This window comes from Treponema sp. OMZ 840, assembly GCF_050937815.1.
GTDB lineage: Bacteria > Spirochaetota > Spirochaetia > Treponematales > Treponemataceae > Treponema_C.
On sequence record NZ_JACDIJ010000004.1, the window covers coordinates 130,030 to 150,618 of the forward strand.

General features: G+C 43.3%; 18 protein-coding genes and 2 tRNA genes. 10 read left to right on the forward strand and 10 right to left on the reverse strand.

The genetic code is table 11. The features are described 5' to 3' along the window. Positions 1-15 precede the first annotated feature (15 nt). Positions 16-4,692 (reverse strand): Ig-like domain-containing protein, encoded by a 4,677-nt coding sequence (locus tag H0R92_RS07740; RefSeq protein WP_432962798.1) that lies wholly within the window; start codon positions 4,690-4,692, stop codon positions 16-18. Between the two features lie 433 nt (positions 4,693-5,125). On the opposite strand from H0R92_RS07740, the gene H0R92_RS07745 reads away from it, so the two are divergent. From H0R92_RS07745 to H0R92_RS07765, 5 genes are all read left to right on the forward strand, one after another. Further along, positions 5,126-6,223, forward strand: a complete 1,098-nt coding sequence (locus H0R92_RS07745) for an iron ABC transporter substrate-binding protein (RefSeq protein ID WP_432962800.1) — start codon at positions 5,126-5,128, stop codon at positions 6,221-6,223. Positions 6,224-6,240: 17 nt separating this feature from the next. Continuing rightward, the gene (locus H0R92_RS07750; RefSeq protein WP_432962802.1) at positions 6,241-7,311 is read left to right on the forward strand and encodes a FecCD family ABC transporter permease; all 1,071 of its coding nucleotides are present in this window, start codon (positions 6,241-6,243) and stop codon (positions 7,309-7,311) included. Further along, entirely contained in the window at positions 7,308-8,063 is a 756-nt protein-coding gene (locus tag H0R92_RS07755) for an ABC transporter ATP-binding protein (RefSeq protein WP_432962804.1), read from the forward strand. Before H0R92_RS07750 ends, H0R92_RS07755 begins: the two co-directional genes overlap by 4 nt. Before the next feature lie 68 nt (positions 8,064-8,131). Beyond that, the gene (locus H0R92_RS07760; protein ID WP_432962806.1) at positions 8,132-8,962 is read left to right on the forward strand and encodes a class I SAM-dependent methyltransferase; all 831 of its coding nucleotides are present in this window, start codon (positions 8,132-8,134) and stop codon (positions 8,960-8,962) included. Between the two features lie 33 nt (positions 8,963-8,995). Next, the gene (locus H0R92_RS07765; protein ID WP_432962808.1) at positions 8,996-9,529 is read left to right on the forward strand and encodes an FmdE family protein; all 534 of its coding nucleotides are present in this window, start codon (positions 8,996-8,998) and stop codon (positions 9,527-9,529) included. Between the two features lie 14 nt (positions 9,530-9,543). Here H0R92_RS07765 and H0R92_RS07770 read toward each other — a convergent pair whose 3' ends face one another. From H0R92_RS07770 to H0R92_RS07785, 4 genes are read right to left on the reverse strand one after another with little or no spacing between them, the layout of a single operon-like run. Then, on the reverse strand, positions 9,544-9,906 hold the full coding sequence (locus H0R92_RS07770) for a metal-sensing transcriptional repressor (protein WP_432962810.1): 363 nt from the start codon (positions 9,904-9,906) through the stop codon (positions 9,544-9,546). 27 nt (positions 9,907-9,933) lie between these two features. Then, positions 9,934-10,914, reverse strand: coding sequence for a tRNA-dihydrouridine synthase family protein (locus tag H0R92_RS07775; protein WP_432962812.1), 981 nt, complete (start codon positions 10,912-10,914; stop codon positions 9,934-9,936). Positions 10,915-10,967: 53 nt separating this feature from the next. Beyond that, a complete protein-coding gene (locus H0R92_RS07780; protein WP_432962814.1) occupies positions 10,968-11,585 on the reverse strand; it encodes an ImmA/IrrE family metallo-endopeptidase in 618 nt (205 codons plus the stop codon). Beyond that, the gene (locus H0R92_RS07785; protein WP_432962816.1) at positions 11,567-11,818 is read right to left on the reverse strand and encodes a hypothetical protein; all 252 of its coding nucleotides are present in this window, start codon (positions 11,816-11,818) and stop codon (positions 11,567-11,569) included. The genes H0R92_RS07780 and H0R92_RS07785 overlap by 19 nt, the downstream gene beginning before the upstream one ends. Positions 11,819-12,061: 243 nt before the next feature. Between H0R92_RS07785 and H0R92_RS07790 the strand changes: the two genes are divergently transcribed. Next, on the forward strand, positions 12,062-12,778 hold the full coding sequence (locus tag H0R92_RS07790) for a hypothetical protein (protein ID WP_432962818.1): 717 nt from the start codon (positions 12,062-12,064) through the stop codon (positions 12,776-12,778). 72 nt (positions 12,779-12,850) lie between these two features. Here the strand turns inward: H0R92_RS07790 and H0R92_RS07795 are convergent, their stop codons facing one another. From H0R92_RS07795 to H0R92_RS07810, 4 genes are all read right to left on the reverse strand, one after another. After that, complete coding sequence (locus H0R92_RS07795) at positions 12,851-13,519, reverse strand: hypothetical protein (protein WP_432962820.1); 669 nt, start codon at positions 13,517-13,519, stop codon at positions 12,851-12,853. A 62-nt stretch (positions 13,520-13,581) separates the two neighbouring features. Beyond that, positions 13,582-13,653 (reverse strand) — tRNA-Pro (locus tag H0R92_RS07800). 192 nt (positions 13,654-13,845) lie between these two features. Then, positions 13,846-13,919: transfer RNA gene (locus H0R92_RS07805), tRNA-Asp, on the reverse strand. A gap of 118 nt (positions 13,920-14,037) precedes the next feature. Further along, a complete protein-coding gene (locus H0R92_RS07810; protein ID WP_432962822.1) occupies positions 14,038-14,451 on the reverse strand; it encodes a bacteriohemerythrin in 414 nt (137 codons plus the stop codon). Positions 14,452-14,595: 144 nt separating this feature from the next. Between H0R92_RS07810 and H0R92_RS07815 the strand changes: the two genes are divergently transcribed. The 4 genes from H0R92_RS07815 (at position 14,596) to H0R92_RS07830 (ending at position 18,200) form a co-directional block, all read left to right on the forward strand. After that, positions 14,596-15,510, forward strand: a complete 915-nt coding sequence (locus H0R92_RS07815; RefSeq protein ID WP_432962824.1) for a nucleotidyltransferase family protein — start codon at positions 14,596-14,598, stop codon at positions 15,508-15,510. Beyond that, a complete protein-coding gene (locus H0R92_RS07820; RefSeq protein ID WP_432962826.1) occupies positions 15,511-16,395 on the forward strand; it encodes a type I phosphomannose isomerase catalytic subunit in 885 nt (294 codons plus the stop codon). It begins immediately after the preceding gene. Between the two features lie 61 nt (positions 16,396-16,456). After that, positions 16,457-17,221, forward strand: coding sequence for a hypothetical protein (locus tag H0R92_RS07825; RefSeq protein WP_432962828.1), 765 nt, complete (start codon positions 16,457-16,459; stop codon positions 17,219-17,221). A gap of 94 nt (positions 17,222-17,315) precedes the next feature. Next, a complete protein-coding gene (locus H0R92_RS07830; protein WP_432962830.1) occupies positions 17,316-18,200 on the forward strand; it encodes an Rpn family recombination-promoting nuclease/putative transposase in 885 nt (294 codons plus the stop codon). 185 nt (positions 18,201-18,385) lie between these two features. Here H0R92_RS07830 and fusA read toward each other — a convergent pair whose 3' ends face one another. Then, positions 18,386-20,476, reverse strand: a complete 2,091-nt coding sequence (fusA, locus tag H0R92_RS07835) for an elongation factor G (RefSeq protein ID WP_432962832.1) — start codon at positions 20,474-20,476, stop codon at positions 18,386-18,388. Positions 20,477-20,589 lie beyond the last annotated feature (113 nt).

Consider the following 20,589-nt stretch of genomic DNA (forward strand, 5'->3'; position numbering starts at 1 on the left):
CTTTCCCGGACTTTTTCAAAATATGTCGAACCGAATACCGCCGCAAATATGCGGTACTACCGATTTTATACTCGCCTCATTTACGTCGGTCGGTATAAACCACAGCTGCCCTTCGGTAAAAAACGAAAATGAGCTGAAGTATTTTCGCTTGGCAAGTTTTATCCTCGGAAATTCCAATTGAACCAATGCCGAAGAAAGTACTTGCGGTTTTCCGCTTTGCGTATCGCTGAATAGCGAAAACTGAGCGCCCACCGCCGCATTCAAATACAGCCACTGCCAATCCGGCCCGAAATAGTAACCGAAGGGCTGTTCCAAAACGTTTGCAAGCAATTTTAAAGAACCGACGTGTCCGCCGTACCGGATTTTTTGCGGTTCCAGTTTTTGCGCTTTATAAAACGCATCGAACTGTTTTTGCGTAAACTGCCCGTAATGCAGCTGCAATTTGACGTTATCGTCGAAAAAGCTCAATCCCACACCGGCATTCCAAAGAGTTGCGCCCCAAAAACCGACTTCAAAATGCAAGCCTTGTATAAACTTGGGCACTCCGTAAGAAGCTTTGTCGCCGGGTCGCAACGCGACATCAAGGCTTTTAAGGCCGACATTATCGGAAGCCAATCCCGTAAATACCATTTCACCGTTATAGCGGCCGCCTTCGCCGGGCGACACAAGGGTAATATGCGGAAGGGTTTTATCCACCTTTATAATCGTTCTGCACACGGCTATTTCTTCGTTTTCCATAACCGCCCGCACCAGCAAAAAGTGATTTCCTTCGGTCAAATTTTCCGTTTCGATTCTATACTGCCAGCCGTCTTTTAAACGTACCGGCTCAAAGGTTTTTCCGTTATTAAAACTTATTTCAACCTTTTTAAGCTTTTTACCGGCAAAGATACGCTTTTCTTCGGCCGAAGCTTCTTTTGAAAGCGCCGCATCTTTTTCTTCTTGCGAAACCGAATATCCGGCCCGGCCCCGTAAATAAGGACGTTCTATCGCAAAATCTCCCATAGCAAGATTATCGATAGTTACCCAGGGACCGTAAGCATTGTAATCGATAGTATGAGCTACGGAAGTTACCAGTTTATTGTCCGGTAAAATACCGCGTATATCTATTTTACGCACACCGTCGCCTATAAGATCCGGACTTCCTTTAAAGGCGACATAATGCGTTTGAGATACGCTGACCGTATCCACTTGCCTATCGTCTACAAATAACGATACTTGCGTAATTTTCGAAGAAGGATCGACACGGCCGTAAATGCTGACTTCCCCGTACACTTTTTCGCCGTTAAGGGGATACAGCAATTCTATTTTATCTTTATCGGCTTTTCTGCGCACATCAAAGTTTACCGCAGCTTCGCTTACGTTACCGGCTTTGTCCACGCCGCCTATTTCCAAATTATAACGTCCTTCAGGTAATGAAGAAATGTTTATATCTTCGGAAACCAATAATTCCGTTTTTAAATCTATTTGCGCAAGAGCGGCAGGAACCGCAGTACCCGACAAACTCTTTATTTTTAAGGTTACGCCTTCAAGCGAAATATTGTCGCGGGTTTGTCCGGATATAAATAAATCGGTATCAAGGGCCGACCCCGGCAGCGGATATTCTATTTTCAAAACCGGCGGCGTATTATCCGTATTTATCAAAGCGGAAGACACCGATTCTCTGCCGTAATTATCTACCGCCCGTATAAAAACAACATGGGTTCCGTCGCCGATAACCTGTGTATTGAGAGCATATTTCCAATTTTCGGTTCCTTCGGCAAGCGAAAAAACGTTTCCGTTATTTACGGATATATATACTTCTTTTATGCCGTTTGCGTCCGAAGCCGTACCGCTTATTTCTACACGGCCGTTTACCGTTTCGCTGATATCCGGCGACACCATATGAGCTGAAGGAGGTTCAAGGGAAACGCGAATTTTGCGTACAACCGGCGTACTCTTTACCCCGTAAATGTCTTCACCGTAAACCGTAATCGTATGCTCGTTGTCGGTTAAAGACGACAAGGGAACGGGAACGGAAAAACTGTGCGCAACATCAAAACTTTGATAGGGATTATCGTCTATTTTATAGTAAATACGCGCAGCCGCATCGTCGTCATATATCATACCCGAAATCGTAAACGCCTTATATATAATTTGATTTTCAAAGGGTAAATGCAGTTCTACAACCGGAGCGTCCGCACTGTTGTCTATCTCAAAATCGTATTGATTGATAATTTTTACGTTGCCCGCCGGATCCGTAAATCTAAACTGCATGTTTTTATTTATAGGTTCGTCTGCGGTTCCTATAACTATGTTGGGTAATGAGGTGTAAGCAAATTCCTTCCACACGGATTTTTCATCCGCAGCCTTATATTCGGCCTTTACGTTTCGGAATTTTTCACGCACTTTAAAAGATGCGGTAATCGAACCGTTTACCGTATCGCCGCCTGCCGGAGTTATCATATACACATCGGGGGCTTGGGTATCTTTTATAAACACCCGGCGTTCGGCCGTTTTTTTGCCGATTTTATCCGAGGCAGTGACAGTAAAAAGAAGTACACCGTCAGGCAATTGAGCGATATCAATCGTTTTTTCAAAAACGGCACTCAAAGTACCGGTTAACACTTCATCGGAAGCGGTCGTCGTTATACCGTATTCAATCGATATCAGATCCGTATCCGAAGTAACGCTGCCGGAAACCGTGAAACTGTCTTTTACAAAAATCGGAACGCCGCTTTGATTAAGCGCAATTTTCGGCGCCGCCGGAGCCGAAAAAATGTCGACCGGCTCGCTTATAGATTCGTTACCTTCGCTGTCGGTTATTTTTACGCGGACAGACTTATACAAACCGCTTTTTTCCGCGCGAATTTTTACCGCATTACCTTCTGTTTCGTATAAAAGACCGGGAGCATCCGGTAATTCTATGGTTTCAATAACCGCTCCGGAAGACGAATAGTAAAGGCCGATTAAAGGATTTTCGCTGTCTATAAAAGCAAAGGGTTGGTCATTTATGTTTTGTTGTGCCCATACAAAGCGGCGGGATTCTTGACTGTTCACCGGATTTGTAACTCCTACAAGCAAAGTTTGATTCAGCGTTCTTCCGGCAGTATCCGCAGCAAAAATCCGTATATCGTATAAACCCGCAGGCGTTTTTTCATTTATGCCCGGCCGCCATATAAAGTCGGCTTGTCCGGGTTTTACCGCAAGAACGGTTTTTTCACCGCCGTTAAAAGAAACAAAGGCTTCGCGCAGTCCGGCTTCCGCTTTTATAAAAACGGCAGTCGGTACCTTATTTTGCGCACTGTAAGAAGGAACGATAACCGAATTGTTTTCAAAACGTATTGACGGCTTTTTTCCCGCTACTTTGAATTTTACAGTATGCATATCGCCTGTGGTACCGTTCGGACATACGGCATAAACCGTAAGCGTATGATTTCCCGTGGACAATCCGCTTACCGGCAAACCGAAAGAGCCGTCCGGCGCCGAAACGGCTTTTTCTTCTTCTCTGTCGATTTTATAGCGGACTTCGGACACGTTTCCGTAACTTAAGCCGGCAATAAACAAATCGCCGTCAACAAGGGCATCGGGCTTGGGACTTACAAGCTCCAACTGAGGCCTATCCTTTTTTTTATCGATTTCAATTTTCTTTTTAGCACGCACAACATTTCCGGCAACGTCTTTTGCAATAACTTCAATAATGACGGATTTTGCATTGGATTTGGTAAAATCGAACTCTTTAACCCAATAATCGTTACCCGGCGTTAAAGTAATGGTTCCGCTTTCGTTTCCGGACACCCAACTCAGAGATTCAAGACCGGTACCGTCCGAAGCTTTTCCCGCAACGGAAAAAACACTTGGGAAGGTTTCCGTTTCATCGTCGGGGTATATAAAAGAAAGCGAGGGGGCAATGTTGTCCACAAAAAACAAAAAGGTATAAATTCCGACCGATCCTTGCTTATCGACGGATTTAAACCAGCATACGTTCGGGCCGTCTGAAATTTTTTCGGTATCAATAATCAGTTTAAAATCGGATCGCTTTGTTTTTTTATTATATGTAAGACGGACTTCTTCGAATTTATCACCGTTATCAAGCGAATAAAACAAACGCTCTATACCGTTTCCGTCTTCAACGGAACCTTCCAAGCGCAATACGCCGGAAACCAAGGTACCGGCATCCGTATTCGTAATATATGTGAGCGGCTGTCTTCTGTCCAAATAAAAAAAGGTTTTTACGCTTTTCCCGTCAACGCCGTTTATATCCGTTCCCCACACTTCGATCGTATGAGTTCCTTCTTCCATTTCCGTCGTATTAAGCGAATATGACCAAAATTCCGTTCCTTTTGCCGTATACACTTCGGTACTGTCGTCAATCCGCACCGATATTCGTGCAACGGCATCGTCATCGATACAGGTTCCCACTATATCGACATTACCTGTTACAGTCGCCCCCGACACGGGAAAGGCAATAGAGGTAACGGGTAAATCCGACTGGGGATCTATATATACGTTAAAGGGACCGACATAAGCGGTATTTCCGGCAATATCGTTTGCAGTTATAAGAATGTTATGTTTACCCTTTTTTTTAGCTGAAATGTCCATTGCATTTTGCCAGCTTTCTATTGAAGAAATCTCAAGATTGGTTATATCGCGCGAGCCGGCTGCATATACGCAGGCTGACAAACACATAAAAACAGACAACAAAATCCTTTTCATATCTTTTCCTTTGTTGTAAAAAACGAAACGGTTAAAACACAAACTGCGTAAAAAACACCCCGTCTTTTAAATAAAAAACTCCATTATCAGTATCGGAAGTTTTTCTATAAAAATTGACTAAATAAAGCAATATCAAAGTCTGCCGTCCGAATTCTGTAAAAAGCGACAGTACACATAATCTCCAAAATATCAAAAATTACATAATTTTGTAAAAAAATAAATGCCACCGGAAATATAATAAAATAAATAAAAAAAAGCAAGAAAAAAAGCATAAAAACGATAAAGAATACAGCCGAAACATCCCCCCCGGAGGCTTGCGCACTCCTATATGCCGCTATACACTTAATTGTTAAGGATGCGCCTCTACAAAACCGGTACATTTCTCCGTACCCCGGTTGGTTGTTTTCTATAAAGTTAAAATAAGGAGTATAATATGAAAATCAAAAAAATCAAAACCCTATGCACAATTCTTGTACTCGTATGCCTCTGTGTAAGCTGTACAAAAAATGCCGGTTCCGAAAATCAAAAATCAAAAGAAAAAACAATTACCGATATTTTAGGACGGCAGGTAACGATTCCGGAGAAAATAGAAACCGTCGCATCGATAAACGGTGCAGCCCGTATGCTTACCTATGCACGGGTAACCGATAAACTTGTCGGCGTAACGGATATGGATAAAAGAGGGGTTCCGGGGATGCCCTATTCGTATGTAAATAAAGAAAAATTTCAAACACTCGCTTCGGTCGGAAAAGGCGGAAGCAACGATACCGCCTATATAGAAAAAATTGCGGAAGTATCGCCCGATGTGATTTTCGCTTTTACAAACAATATCGATACCGTAAACGATGTACAAAACAAAACACGTATTCCCGTAGTCGCTTTGTATGCAAGCGATATGTTTGCCGACGATTTTTTTGAAACCCTTTTATTGATAGGTTCCGTTATGGGCAATGAAGCCGAATGTAAAAAAACGGTTGCGGCTATTAAAGGCTGGAAAGAAGATTTACATAACAGAACAAAAGACATTCCGGAAGATAAAAAGCCTTCGGTATATTCAGGAGCGGTCAGTTTCCGCGGCGGACACGGCATTGAAGGCACGTGCGGCGAATACCCGCCTTTTACCGCAATCAATGCAAAACACGTAGTCGATTCGACGGGTAAAAAAGGCGCTATGCTTATCGACCTTGAAAAAATTACCGAATGGGATCCCGATATTATCTTCCTCAATCCTTCAAATATGAATCTTGTAAATGAAGATTATAAAAAAAATAAAAACTTCTACGAAAACCTGAGCGCCGTAAAAAGCAAAAAAGTGTACTCGCAAGTTGCATATAATTATAATTGGACGAATATCGAAATTGCGATAGCGGATGCTTATTATGCCGGCTGTATCATATATCCGGAACAATTTTCCGATATAGATTTTAATACAAAGGCCGAAGAAATTTTCACCCTGCTGCTCGGACAAAGGTATCTTGAAGTTTTGGATAAGGCGAAAATAGGTTTCGGTCCCGTTACTATCGGCGAATAAGCGGCCGTACCTTTACTATGAAGCATATTTTTAACCCCGAAGCGCACAAAACATACGGTGCATATATCGGTCTAAAAAAACTGTTTATACTTATTCTTGCCGCGGTAACGATACTTATCGGTATTGTCGCTATAGCAAGCGGTTCGTCTAAATTGACGATAACGCAGGTTCTTTTAAGTTTATGCGGACGCGGCTCGCCAAAAACGGATATTATCGTATTAAGTATCCGTTTGCCGCGCATTGTTACGGCTATCGTCGCCGGCATAGGATTGTCCGTAACCGGCTGCGTTATGCAAAGTATTTTACGCAATCCGCTTGCCTCATCTTCTACGCTCGGCGTATCGCAGGGGGCGGCTTTCGGAGCTGCATTGGCAATTATCGTCTTTAACGCCGGCATCCAAAAACAAACCCTCGACGGTATCGGGTTTTCAAACCCCTATATCGTTTCCATATGCGCGTTTATCGGATCGATGATGTCCACAATGGTTATACTCGGCTTATCAAAAGTTAAAAAAACAACCCCTGAGGTAATGATTTTATGCGGAGTTGCGCTCAGTTCGCTGTTTGCCGGCGGAACAACCCTGTTACAGTATTTTGCCGATGACGTAAAAGTTGCCGCAGTGGTTTTTTGGACCTTCGGCAATTTAGGCAGTACCTCATGGCGGGAAATAATCATTATGTCCGTGTCCGTGTGCCTATCGCTGGTATACTTTTGTTTTAACAGCTGGAATTACAATGCGGTTCAAAACGGTGAAAGTACGGCAAAGGGCTTGGGCGTAGACGTAGATAAAATGCGGCTGACCGGTATGGCGGTATGTTCTTTTACCGCCTCGGTTATCGTATCATATATAGGTATAATAAATTTTATCGGCTTGATTGCACCCCACCTTATGCGCCGTGTTGTCGGAAGCGATTACCGTTTTTTATTGCCCGCATCGGCCTTTGCCGGAGCCGTTTTACTGCTTTTAAGCGATACCCTCGCGCGTCTTGTCGTTCAGCCGATTATTCTTCCTATCGGGGCAATCACTTCCTTTTTGGGGGCGCCCCTGTTTATGTATTTAATATTTAAAAGCGGAAAATATGTATGATTGATGTACAAAATGTCGAATTCGGCTTTAACGGCACAAGCAGCGTTATAAAAAACATATCGTTCGATTCCGAAGGCGGGCACTGTCTTGCCCTATTGGGGAACAACGGGGCGGGAAAAAGCACGCTTTTAAAATGCCTTAACCGTATTCTCAGCCCGCGAACGGGCGTGGTAAAAGTATGCGGCAGCGAAATTCGGCATATGAAACGCAATACAATCGCACAAAAGATGGCCTACGTTGCCCAGCACAGCGATGCGGTACGGCTGACCGTCTACGATTCGGTGCTTCTCGGAAGAAAACCGTACATAAAAATGAGTCCCGCTCCTGAAGACATAGAAATCACCGAGCAGGCAATCGAACGTATGGAATTGAATAAAATGAAATTGCGGTATGTAGACGAGTTGTCCGGAGGCGAATTGCAAAAAGTTGTGCTTGCCCGCGCATTGGCGCAGCAGCCGAAAATTCTCTTGCTTGATGAGCCGACAAGCAACCTTGATTTACGAAACCAGCATGAGGTAATGCGGACGATAAAAAAAATAGCGGAAACGGACAAAATTCTGGTTATCGTGGTTATACACGACCTTAACCTTGCGCTGCGCTATTGCGACCGCTTTTTATTTATTAAAAACGGCAGCGTTTTTTCCTACGGCGGCGAAGAAACGATAGAACCTCAGGTTATTTCCGAAGTATACGGCGTTTCGGCACAAATAACCGAAATAGACGGAAAAAAAATCGTTACGGTAACCGAATAAAGCGGCCGCTAAAGCTTATAAAACCGATATTTTTTTAATTCAGCAATGTAAAGGACATTGGAGGTATTATGAGTATAGAACGTTTAAAACAAGTATGGGTTCATCCCTTTGGCGATAAAGCGGCTATTCAAAAACAACTATGGGATAATGCGGCAAAAAAATTTAACGAACACGGCATTCCCGACCCGAAAACAAATGAATTTCTTAAGCTGGTTTTTGAAAAAGCCCGGCCGGATTCATCTATGAGTGCCTTGGATATAGGCTGCGGGTGCGGTTTGTATTCACTAGCACTTGCACCGCATATAAAACAAGCCGTCGGCATAGACATTTCATCCGAAATGATAAAATATGCGCAGAAAAACGCTCAAAAACATACAGACAAAACGAGTTTCCGCTGTCTTGATTGGGCACAACTGGATATAGACAAAGCCGGCTACAAAAAAGCGTTCGATATCGTATTTGCACACATGACGCCGGCCGTAGCCGATTTTGCAACATTCGATAAAATGAACGAATGCTCAAAGGGCTGGTGCTTTGCCGCAAAACCGGCACGAAAACAAAGCCGTTTACAGGAACGCATTTTTGCCGCTGCAGGAATTACGTTCGGCGATAAAACCAAGGATAAAACAGGGGCAACCGGCGACGGTATTCCGTACATATTCGAATATCTATGGTGCAAGGGCTATAATCCCGAATTTTATTACCGAAGCGATACATGGCACGCCGAAAAATCCCTTAAAGACACAACCGAATGGATGATTTTATGGGCAAAATTACATACGGATATAAGTGCACGGCAGGAACAGGCTATCGCCGCCGCTTTGGAAAAAGAAGCGGTTAACGATATTGTCGCCGATTCAACGGACACTACCATTGTTACCGTTTGTTGGCATGTTTAAAACATATCATTAAAGTTATTTTGGAGGTACACGGTGATTAACGAAAAAGAATTATGGGATAAATGCGCGGCTTTTCACGGCCACGTATGCGGAGGACTGACTATCGGCTATAAGGCGGCATTGTACGCAATTAAACTGCTTGATTTAACTTTTTCCGAAGACGAAGAAACCGTATGCATATGCGAAAACGATGCCTGCGGAGTGGATGCAATTCAGGTTATGCTCGGCTGCACCGCCGGCAAGGGCAATCTGTTGTTTCATATGACGGGCAAACAGGCGTTTTCGTTTTATAACCGCAAAAACGGAAAATCGGTACGGCTTGTTTTAAAAAAACGTCCGAAAAATATGAGTAAAGAAGAAGCCTTTGCTTATTTTCAAACATGCAAAAGCGAAGATATGTTCGATATAAAACCCGTGCGTATAGAACTTCCCGAACCGGCGCGTTTATTCAATTCGATAGAATGTGAAGAATGCGGCGAAACGACTGCGGAAACATATATTGCCCTTCAAAACGGAAAACACGTGTGCATGGACTGCCGCAAACAGTACAGCCGTTTTGCGGTATAGCCGCTTTTTCCCGATTATTTAACGAACATATCTATTGCATTGTTGAGCATTTTTATCGCTTCCGTATCCCCCTGCTCCACCGCTTCAACAATGCAATGGCTGATATGATTTTTTAAAACCGTATTTCCCGTATTGTTGATTGCCGCCCGAACCGCCGCAAGCTGAATAAGTACTTGACTGCAATCTTCGTCATTTTCAATCATGCGCTTTATCGCTTCAATATGACCGATTGCCTTTGAAAGGCGGTTAATAACCGCTTTTTTTTCTCTATTACTATGTATATGACGGTGCTGAGTATGCATATGACGATGAACATGCTCATGAACATGTTCATCGTCCTTATTCTGTTCCTGTTCGCGGGTATGAACATCATTCATAACGCCTCTTCCCTCCGTGTACCGTTTTTATATGTTCAGTATACGCTCATCCGGCATTTCTTCAAAGTACCGGACAAACCGTTCAAGCATCGCACGGTGATCTTTTTGCGCCAAAACTTGCGATTTTATATAATGGGCAAACTGAAAGTTCTCACAATAATAAGCAAAAAAACGCTGTGCGCGCGTTTTCCAAAAATCTTCGGGCTGACATTCTTCCAAGTCCGCAATAAAATCCTCTGCGGTTTTTAACAAATCGATGTTCTTTTCCGTCAAAATTCCCTTTAAAAGCGCAAAAATCCACGGCTTTTGAACGGCGCTTCTTCCTATCATAAAGGAGTCGACAGCAGGGCAAAGCGCGGTAAAATCGGTTAAAGCTTTAGGGGAGTCTATCGCGCCGTTACCCGCAATCGAAACAGCAGGATAGCGCGCATTAATCGCTTCGGCTAAAAGCTGCACGTATTTTTTGCGAAGCGGGCGGGCATAGCTTTCTTTTCGCGTTCGGGGATGAAGCGTTATGCGTTCGGCACCTGCCGCACAGAGCATATCGGCAAAATCCAAAAGGCCTTTTTCCGTAAAATCTTCTTCGCCGAGCCTGATTTTTACGCTCAAACGCTTTTTACCGCAGGCTCTCCGTAACGCCTTCACCGTTTGCTCGACTTCGGCAAGCGGTTTACTCATCCATGCAATTCCCGCCCCTTGACGGTAAATCTCCGGCGCGGGACAGCCCATATTCATATCGATACCGATTACCGACGGAGAGTCGGGATGTTCCAAAAGAAGTTCTGCGCAGCGTACAAGTTTATCCGTTTGCGCTCCGGTAAGCTGCCACACGATTTTATCCGGTTCGGGGCCGCAGTGTGCATAATAGGCTTCATAAGGCCCGCCGTTTATAAATGAAGCTGCATGAATCATTTCCGTATAATATTCGTCACAGCCGCCGAAACGCGCTATTGCGCGCCGAAACGCTTCGTGGGTTATTGCGGCCATAGGGGCGGATAAAAGTTTCATACTACCCTACTATATCGGACAAGCAGGATTTAAACAAGCCGAATGCAATATCGCTACGGTCCTACTTCATAGTGCAATACGGAAGCTAACTCGTATAATATAGTCAAATCACTGGAATAACTGTAATTTTTACATTCGTGTGTGTAGAACCTATTTTTATCCAACATCGCAATATATGCAAATAATGTCGCTATGTTTTCATTTTCGGTTTGCCGGAATATAAAATGCTGAACAAGATGGCCGAGTTCATGTGCGATTAAAAGACGTTTTTGCCTTTCTTCCAACAAATCATTGTAATAAATAACCGCATTGTTTTTTATAATTCTGCTTGTAGCGTTCTTTTTACTTTTTTTTATGGGTACGAGCGTTATAACAAAAAGTTTATAATGTTTGCTGTTTATTGTTTCTTCAATATTTTGCCACGCAGCTTTACTTTTTTCATCCGCTTCTACAGACTTTATTCTTGTGATATCAGCAATAATCCGCGATTTTTCCTGTCGATTGATAATATCTTCCAAAGTTGATACCAAATGCGACAAATATTTTGATTTTATTTCCAGCTTTAATGTTTTGCTGAAAAAATCAATCATATCATTTATATTTTCTTCACTGACATGAAAAAGTGTTTTAAGTTTTTGAAATATTTCGTTATCTAATTTAATAATCTCCACGACCCCTCCGTAAAGGCTTCGCACTCAAATTCATATTCGTCCGCCTCTGTAAGTCCGGTTTGCGGGGCGTCATAGATTTTTTCAACTCCCATTCTTCTTCTTAAAAAAGTAATTTTTTTAGCGGTATCGGCTATATGAAAGTCCTCAAACGTTTTCTCTATATCCGCTTCTTGTGTACAAAGGAACAACTTTTTTAGTAAGTCATTTTCTTGATTATATGTCAATTCAGCCATCGTTTACCCCCTTTTGTTTTTTATGATAAATGAGATAAACAAGCATACACTAATGTGGGTACATATTTCATTTGTATTATCGTATGCCATAGTTTTTTATTTGTCAATATGTTTTTACGGGTACAAAGCAATATCTCTCGCTCGCACAAAGCGCATACAGCTTTTTCCGAATTTTTGCTCTTGCTTTTTAAGGCAGGCTGGTATAGAATAAGATTTAAATAAGGGATATATAAAAGGATACATATGAAAAAAATTTTATTTTTGTTTGTTATATGCGTGTGTTTGTTCTGTTTGTTTTCCTGCGAGCAGGGAACCGGTATTTTAAATCCGCACATGAAAAGAACGGTAATCGTAAAAAATGAAACGCCCAATGCGGTACACGTGCATGTTTATGAAGTGCTGAACACATCCACCTGGTTCAACGGCTCTATAGATGGAGGAAACGAGCGAACTTTTTTAAATGTATCCGAATGCAATGTAAGCCCCCCTTCGTCCTATGATTGGAAACTGGTGCGCGAAACCGATGCAAGCGGTAATCAAATCTTCCGCATTAAAAATTTGGAAGATAATGAAAAAATACAAGTAACGGTTTATAACGAACTTTCAGAAAAAGTTACGTTAAAATATGCGGTAAAAGCCGACGGAAAATACCCGGAAGAAAAAGAACTTGATCCGCCGGGAACACCTCGGATAATAAGGTTATACAATACCGACTACGAATTTGAACTTAAAGAACAAAAGCTGTTCTACAAAAAAATTAAAAACGGAAGCGAGTGGACTAACGTACTTATAAACGGCGAGCCGCTTACACTCCCGGCACTCCCCCAAAATTCTTCTGATTCAAATTCTCCGCCGGAATGGGATACAAACGTTACACCCGATAAAATGCCGCTTTTTTTTACAATCGAGTATGACAAAGCGAAAAAAACAATACATATAAAACCGTCGGCATTGGAATAAAAACCGGCGCCGTTTTAAGCAGTAAATATGTCGAATAAAATACACTTTGCCGGTTTGGCTGACAAAGTGATTTTATTTTTGTGTAGAATTAAGCGCTTTTTTTATAGGTTCTTTTTTCTTTTTCTTTTTATTGGCTTTTGTAGCCGATTCTTCTTTTATTTTATCGTTACGCATTTTTTTTATGTTATCTGTTTGAATAAAATCGCTTATTTTATTTATCACCGCCGCTTCAATGGGAATACTGTCAAGCGTATAGATGATATCACTGTTATTAAAATTCATTACTGTGAAATCGTTTATTATAAATTGTTTCGAATTTGTATCATTGTAAAAATTAAAGTTAAATTTATCAGTAGAAAAACCTCTAAACGTTTTTCCGTTTAAATCGGTTATGTATACAAAGAGCGGAACAAGCGAACCTATATTTATATGTGCAGTGCCTACGCTTTTGCGTTCGGCCACAATAAATCGTGATACTATATTCCGGAAATCATCATTTGCTAAGAAAATAAATTTATACGCATAAAGGTCGGTTTTTATATTAAAAGCGACAGTATCAAGCTTTTCATTTTTTTCCAAATTATAATCAACACTATATGATATGTCGGTTGCAGTAGTCAGTGTTTTTGTATTGTTATATTCAACAATGGTTTTAACATAAAAAGATTTTCGAGGTACATTAACGGAAGCACATCCGCTAAAAAGAGCGAACAATAAAAACACTGCAAACACTTTTTTCATTTTCTGATTTTAACCTCCGACGAAGTTTACTTCAGTATCGGGCAGGAGGGATTTGTTCTTCATCGGGCAGGGGGGATTTGAACCCCCGACCTCTTGGTCCCGAACCAAGCGCGCTCCCCCTGCGCTACTGCCCGAAGCGGCTTTCAAACGCAATGCGTTTTCCGGCCTGTATAAAAACAGGGTTTATATAAAACCGCAAAGCCGTACAAGAAAAAAGTCGCAAAAACCGAGTAAAAAAAACTCTTATACGCACCGGCGGTTTTAACAGTGCACCGATTCGAACCCTGCTATGGTGCAAAAAAAAGTCCATCGAAGCGATGGACTAGCGGGAGTGACGGGGCTTGAACCCGCGATCTTCGGCTTGACAGGCCGACGCGATAACCAGCTTCGCTACACCCCCGTAATGTTTAGGAATATATCATAAAGCGAATATTTGGTCAAGAGGCAAAACTCACGTTAACATAAGCGATTGCATTTTAACCGCTTACTAAAACCCGTCTGTTCCCGTATCCGTCCCTTTATTTTGTCAACGAAAAATAATATCGCGCCAACTCCTTATCGTTTATCAATATATGGTCGAAAAGCCAGTCGCGCAAAAAACGCACAAAGGCATTGGGAACAAACATTTTTCCGTTTGCATAGGCATTTACCGAACCTAAAATTTCCTTTACAAAATCTTCGTGTTTTTGTTTATGTTCTTTGAATTTCGGATAGTTGATTCCCTGCATTAATTTTTCTTCGTCTTTAAAATGAACCAGCACGTAATCGACCAGCTCCCGCATTACATCTTTAAACTTTTGATCCAATTCGGCTTTTTCGCCTATACACGCATTGTATAAACCGTTCATCAAAGCTACTAAATGCCTGTGTTGTTTATCGACTATTTCAATTCCCACATCATAACTAGAATCCCACGCAACAAAGTCGGCCATTATTATCTCCTATAAATCTTATTATACTTAAAAAAGAGCGATAGTGCAATCATAAGCGAAAATTCTATTAATTACCGCATACACTGGATTTTTCGCCTAAAATTTGATATACTGCATAAAGAATTCAAAAAGGAGATAGTTTCTATGAATCCTACATTAGTGGTTTTAGCGGCCGGTATGGGAAGCCGATACGGCGGAGTAAAACAAATAGATGCGGTAGGCTTGCACAATGAAACCTTGCTGGATTTTGCAACCTATGACGCAAAAAAAACCGGTTTTGCAAAAGTCGTTTATATAATAAGAAAAGATATCGAAAAAGATTTCCGCGAGCGTTTTTTCGACCGCATAGCACGGAATTTTAATGCCGAATACGTGTTCCAAAATCCGGATTCCCTTTTTACGGCCGAACAGTTAAAAAAGATTTCTCCCGAACGCAAAAAACCGTGGGGAACGATTCATGCCGTTTTATGTGCCGAAAGCGCGGTAAAAGACCCCTTTGCGGTTATCAATGCCGACGATTATTACGGGCGCGAAGCTTTCCGCACCATGCAGGGACATTTAGCGGCCGCAGCGGAAGATTCGACGGAACACGCAATGGTCGGCTATGTGCTTGAAAACACAATGAGCCGCTCCGGTTCGGTATCCCGCGGCGTATGTACCGTAAAAGACGGTTACCTTGCGTCGATTAAAGAAAACACAAAAATAAGTTATAAGGGCAACGGCATTATAAGCGAACTTGACGAAGGTACCTTTGAGCTTACGGGTAAAGAATGGGTGTCGATGAACCTGTTCGGCTTTACGCCCAAAGCTTTTGAAAGCTTCCATGTATATTGGAATGACTTTATCTCAAAAAACAACGAAGCCGAAAAAGCCGAAGCCCTGCTCCCTGCAGCGGCAGACGACATTGTTCTTTCCGGCAAAGGAAGGATTAAGTTTTATTCTTCAAGCGAAAAATGGTTCGGTATGACCTATCCCGAAGACAGGGCAATCGTAAAATCGGAAATCGCCGCCAAAATAGCAGAAGGATATTACCCGCAGCAATTATGGGAAAAAAATTAAATGTTTAAAACTGAAGCTTTTTTATCTGAAAAGGTATGGGGATATGAGCGCTGGATTTTATCAACCCATAAAGCCGGAGAATCGAAGGTCGAAAAATCGGTTGAATTTATCGGCGGCAAAAACCTGTCGTCACTTATCGGAGCCGATTATCCGCTTTTGGTAAAGGTTATTCAAGCCGACGAAACCCTGTCCGTACAAGTTCATCCGGACGACGAATACGCGCGCATGCATGAAAATAGCGCCGGTAAAACCGAATGCTGGTATATTTTGGACGCAAAAAAAGACGCAAGCCTTATCTACGGCTTAAACGGTATTTACAGCCGCAACGAATTAAAGCGGGCAATAGAAAACCAAAAACTTGACAGCTTTCTTCGCAGCGTTCCCGTATCTAAAGGCGATTTTATCTTTATTCCCGCAGGAACGGTTCATGCCCTTCAAGGCGGCTTGCGGATTTTGGAAGTACAGCAGTCAAGCGATATAACCTACCGCCTTTACGACTGGGGAAGACCGCGCGAAATTCACGTTGAAAAAAGCTTGGATGTTATAAAGCCGTTTACGCCCGATTCTTTAAATGTCGAACACCCCTTCGGCGGTTCCTTTTCCTGCCCGTATTTTAACTTGGAAAAATACGACTACACAGTTCGCGGTTCGGTTTGTTTTGCCAAAAAAGCCGCATCGGCATCGGCCGAAGAAAAACAGCATACGCCTGCAATGCAAACGTCGTGGCTGAGCTTGTTCGTTGTAAGCGGTACGGGCAGCCTTGAATCCAATACGGGAGAACGCCTTTCGGTACAAGCCGAAGACTGCGTTATCGTAGGAGCCGAAGAAAAAATCACCCTTATTCCGGATGCGGGAAGCACCCTTTCGGTTATGCACATAAGCTGACAGTGCACTGTAGACAGCGCACTGTCTAGACAGTGCGCCTTATTTTTTGTATCTTTATCGTATGCATTTGATTATTTTAGCGCTGCCCTATGTGTTCCAGCTTGCCCTTATTATTCACATTATAAAAACAAACAAACCCTTTTATTGGCTCTATTTGATTATTTTTATCCCTTATTTGGGAGGAGTTGCCTACATATTGATTGAATTACTGCCGGCCCTGCTTTCAAGCCGTGAAATACGGCAAGCAGGACAAAGCTTGGCGCGCACCCTTAACCCCTCGGCCGAACTTAAAAAGCTTGAAGAACAGCTTAAAAATCAGGATACGGTCAGCAACCGCAGCGCGCTTGCACAAGCTTATATCGAGGCCGAGCGTTTTTCAGATGCCCTGCCGCTTACCGAATCATGTTTAACCGGCCCCTTTGCAGACGATGCCGCTTTGTTGTTTTTGCACGCCCAAGCTTTGTACGGAAACGGCAGAGTCGAAGAAGCGGCGGCAATTTTGGAAAAATTGCAAAAAAAACAAAGCCTTTCTTCGGTAACGGAAAAACTGTTCGACATTCAAGTGCGTTCTTCGCTTTTAAAACAACCGCTGACCGACGACTTTGAAAAACTGTGGAACGAATCCAAAAATTTTGAAGCGGGCTTTTATTACGTTCAAGCCCTTGTTAAAAGCGGGAAGGACGGCAGTGCGGCAGACAGCGATGAGACGAACCGCGAAAAAGCGCGCCTCGTTATAGAAGATATGCAGCGTATCTTAAAAACCTACCGTAATTTCAGCCGCTCCATCGGCGCCGAATGGCTTAAAAAAGCCAAGTCTCTGGTATAATGGATAGCGGAATTTTCCGTGATTCGGGAAATGTATATTTATAATTGAAATATCGCTTATCCTGTGGTATACTTAAAACTGTGGGGAGGTGCATATGCGGAAAAGCTTTGATGATTTAACAATAGCTGACGATTATATGTTCTACCGCGTTATGGAAAATACGGATATCTGCAAGACACTTTTAAACATTGTCTTGCACGATAAAACCGACACCATTACCGACGTCCAACTCCAAAAAACGGTTGCCGATGCCGGAAATGCAAAAGGTGTACGTTTCGACGTATGGGCAAAAGACTGCAACGGTACAATCTATGACGTGGAGATGCAGGCAATCAACAAAGACGATCTTGCCCGCCGCATCCGTTATTATCAGTCCGCAATAGACGTAAGCGTGTTGGAAAAAAATCAGCCCTATGAATCCTTACCGGATTCCTTTATCATCTTTTTTTGTACCTTTGATTACATAGGTAAAGATTTACCCGTATACAGTTTCAAAACAATCTGTACTGAAGACTCAACGATACATCTTGCCGACGGCATAACGAAAATAATCATCAACAGCACGGCGGCAGAAAAAGAGGCAAGCCCTGCCCTTAAAAGTTTTTTACAGTATATGAACGGTAAGATAAGCGACGACGGCTTTATCCGAAAAATAGAACAGCGGATAAAAGAAGTAAAAGAAAGCGAAGAACTGAGGAAGGAGTATATGTTGATAAACTCATTTGAACGGGATGCCCGTAATGACGGCTGGAAATCGGGTTGGCAAGACGGAATGCAGGCGGGTATGCAGGCGGGTATGCAAGCCGGTATGCAAGCCGGTATAGCCCAAGGCAAAAGTGAGGGCATAGCACAAGGCTTTGCCGACGGCTCCCGTCAAACCAAGCTTGAAACGGCAAAACTGATGAAACAGGCAAATTGTGAACTTGATTTTATTATACAAATATCCGGACTGTCAAAGACGGAAATTGAAAAGCTGTAGGGAACAAAGGGTCAAAAAGACAGCTGTAAATATTTTACAGAGGATTGGGGTTTCCCGAAAAGGCCGTTTTTTTTTCAGATAACCCCGTTTCAAAGACTTTTTGTTTTTGCGGCCCGTACCGTAAAGCAGTGAAACCTGAGAAGCACCCGATTTTCAAACCTCCCCGGTACGGTGAATGCTGCTTTTTAATCGTCTCCGGACGCAATCGTAATAAACTCTTTTGCAGCGGCGATAACGTCGTCGGCAATTTTACCGCTTATCGGGTCGTAATGGTCGAACGATGTTTCAAAACTGCCGGTACCGCTGGTCATCGAACGCAAATCAATGGCGTATTTTAACAATTCGGCTTGAGGCGCTTGGGCGCGTATTTCTTCAATACCGCCGCCCAGGGGGCTTTGCCCCAAGATGCGGCCGCGCTTTCCCGAAAGGTCCGACATAATGTCGCCCAAGTATTTGGATTCGACCCAGACGGTAATGTTCATAATCGGTTCAAGCAGGATGGGCCCCGCGGCGCGCATCGCATCGCGGAACGCGTTGCGGGCGGCGATTTTAAAGGCCATTTCCGACGAATCTACCGGATGCTCTTTTCCGTCCAAAACGGTAATGCTTGCATCCACAACGGGGTAGCCGGCCAAAACGCCGTTTTCCATCGCTTCTTTAACGCCCTTTTCAACGCCGGGAATATAACCTTTGGAGATGGCGCCGCCGAATACGGCATTTGTAAACTTGTAGTTTTCGCCGCGCGGCAAAGCTTCCACCGAAAGAACGACGCGCGCATATTGGCCGTGGCCGCCGGACTGCTTTTTATGTGTGTATTCGGCTTGGGCTTTCCGCTGTACCGTTTCGCGGTAGGCTACGCGCGGAACGGCAGTATCGATATTGATTTTTGCCTGTGCTTTGATTTTATCGAGAATAATGTTGATATGGAGTTCGCCCATGCCGGAAACGACGTTTTGTTTGGTTTCCGCATTGTATTTATACGTCAGAGTACGGTCTTCTTCGGATATGCGCGAAAGCATTTCGCTCATTTTGTCTTCGTCGCGCTTTTCTTTTGCAGAAACGGCCATCGAAAAAACCGGTTCGGGATGGCGTAAGCGTACAAAGGGCAGCGTATTCGCATCCGATGCAAGGGTGTCGCTTGTACGCGTCAATGCAAGTTTAACGGCAATACCGATATCGCCGGCACACAGGGATTTTACTTCTTCGAGCTTTTTACCCGTACAGCGGTAGATTTTGCCCACCTTTTCTTTTCTGCCTTCGGCTATATTGAATACTTCCGTGTCGGCATTAAAGGTTCCCGTTATAACCTTTATATAGGATAAGCGCCCCGAAAACTGGTCGCTTGAAGTTTTTATAACCAAGGCGCTCATATTGCCGTCCGGACAAATCTTTACCGCTGAAGTTTCACCTTCGGCCGCAAGGGCGGTTTCCAAAGCTTGAGCGGGATCGGGAACGATTTCGACGATAAAATCCAATAATGCGCCGAATCCCGAATTTTGGACGGTACTTCCGGCAAAAGCGGGAACGACACGGTTATTTTGCAAAGCGATTTTTAACCCGCGTTCGATTTCTTCATTTGTCAATTCACCGTCGTCGATGAATTTTACCAAAAGGTCGTCGTCGCCTTCGGCAGCCGCACCCGCTAAAACGGCGCGCGCTTCTTCATAATCGTTTCGATATGCATCGGGAATATCCGAAACGCTTTCTTTTTGCCCGGCTGCGGGTACGGAATAGGCTTTGCCGTGCAATACGTCGATGACGCCCTTATAAGAGGCTCCCTTTCCCATAGGAATAGTAACGGGGCATACTTCGGCCTTAAACTTTTCGCGTATGTCTTTTAGAACCGCATCGATATCGGTTCTATCTTCTTCACAGCGGTTAATAAAAACCATACGCGGCTTATTGCGCCGGTCAAGGTCGCGCCACAGTTTTATCGTTTCGATTTGTGCGCCGCTTCTTCCGTCAATCAGCATGAGGGCGCTTTCGGTGGAACGGAAGGCGGAAATAACTTCGCCTGCAAAGTCCGAAGAACCGGGCGTATCCCAGATATTTATATTTACATCCTTCCATGTTATGTGCGCAAGAGAGGCATAAATAGAGATTTTACGTTCTATTTCTTCGGCCGAATTATCGCTGACCGTCTTTCCGGATTCGACGTTTTCGGGTTTTGCAAGAACGCCGCCTGCAAACAAAAGACGTTCAAAAAAAGTCGTTTTACCGGTTTGTCCGTGCCCGGCAACAGTGATATTTCTGATTTGATTTGTTTTGAAATCCATTAAAGGCTCCTCCCGGAACGGTAAAAAAAATTGCACAAGCAGCATGCGCTATCCGTTCGCGTATTCTTTTTTATCCCTATATGATAAAGCGTGGCAAAGGATATTGTCAAGCA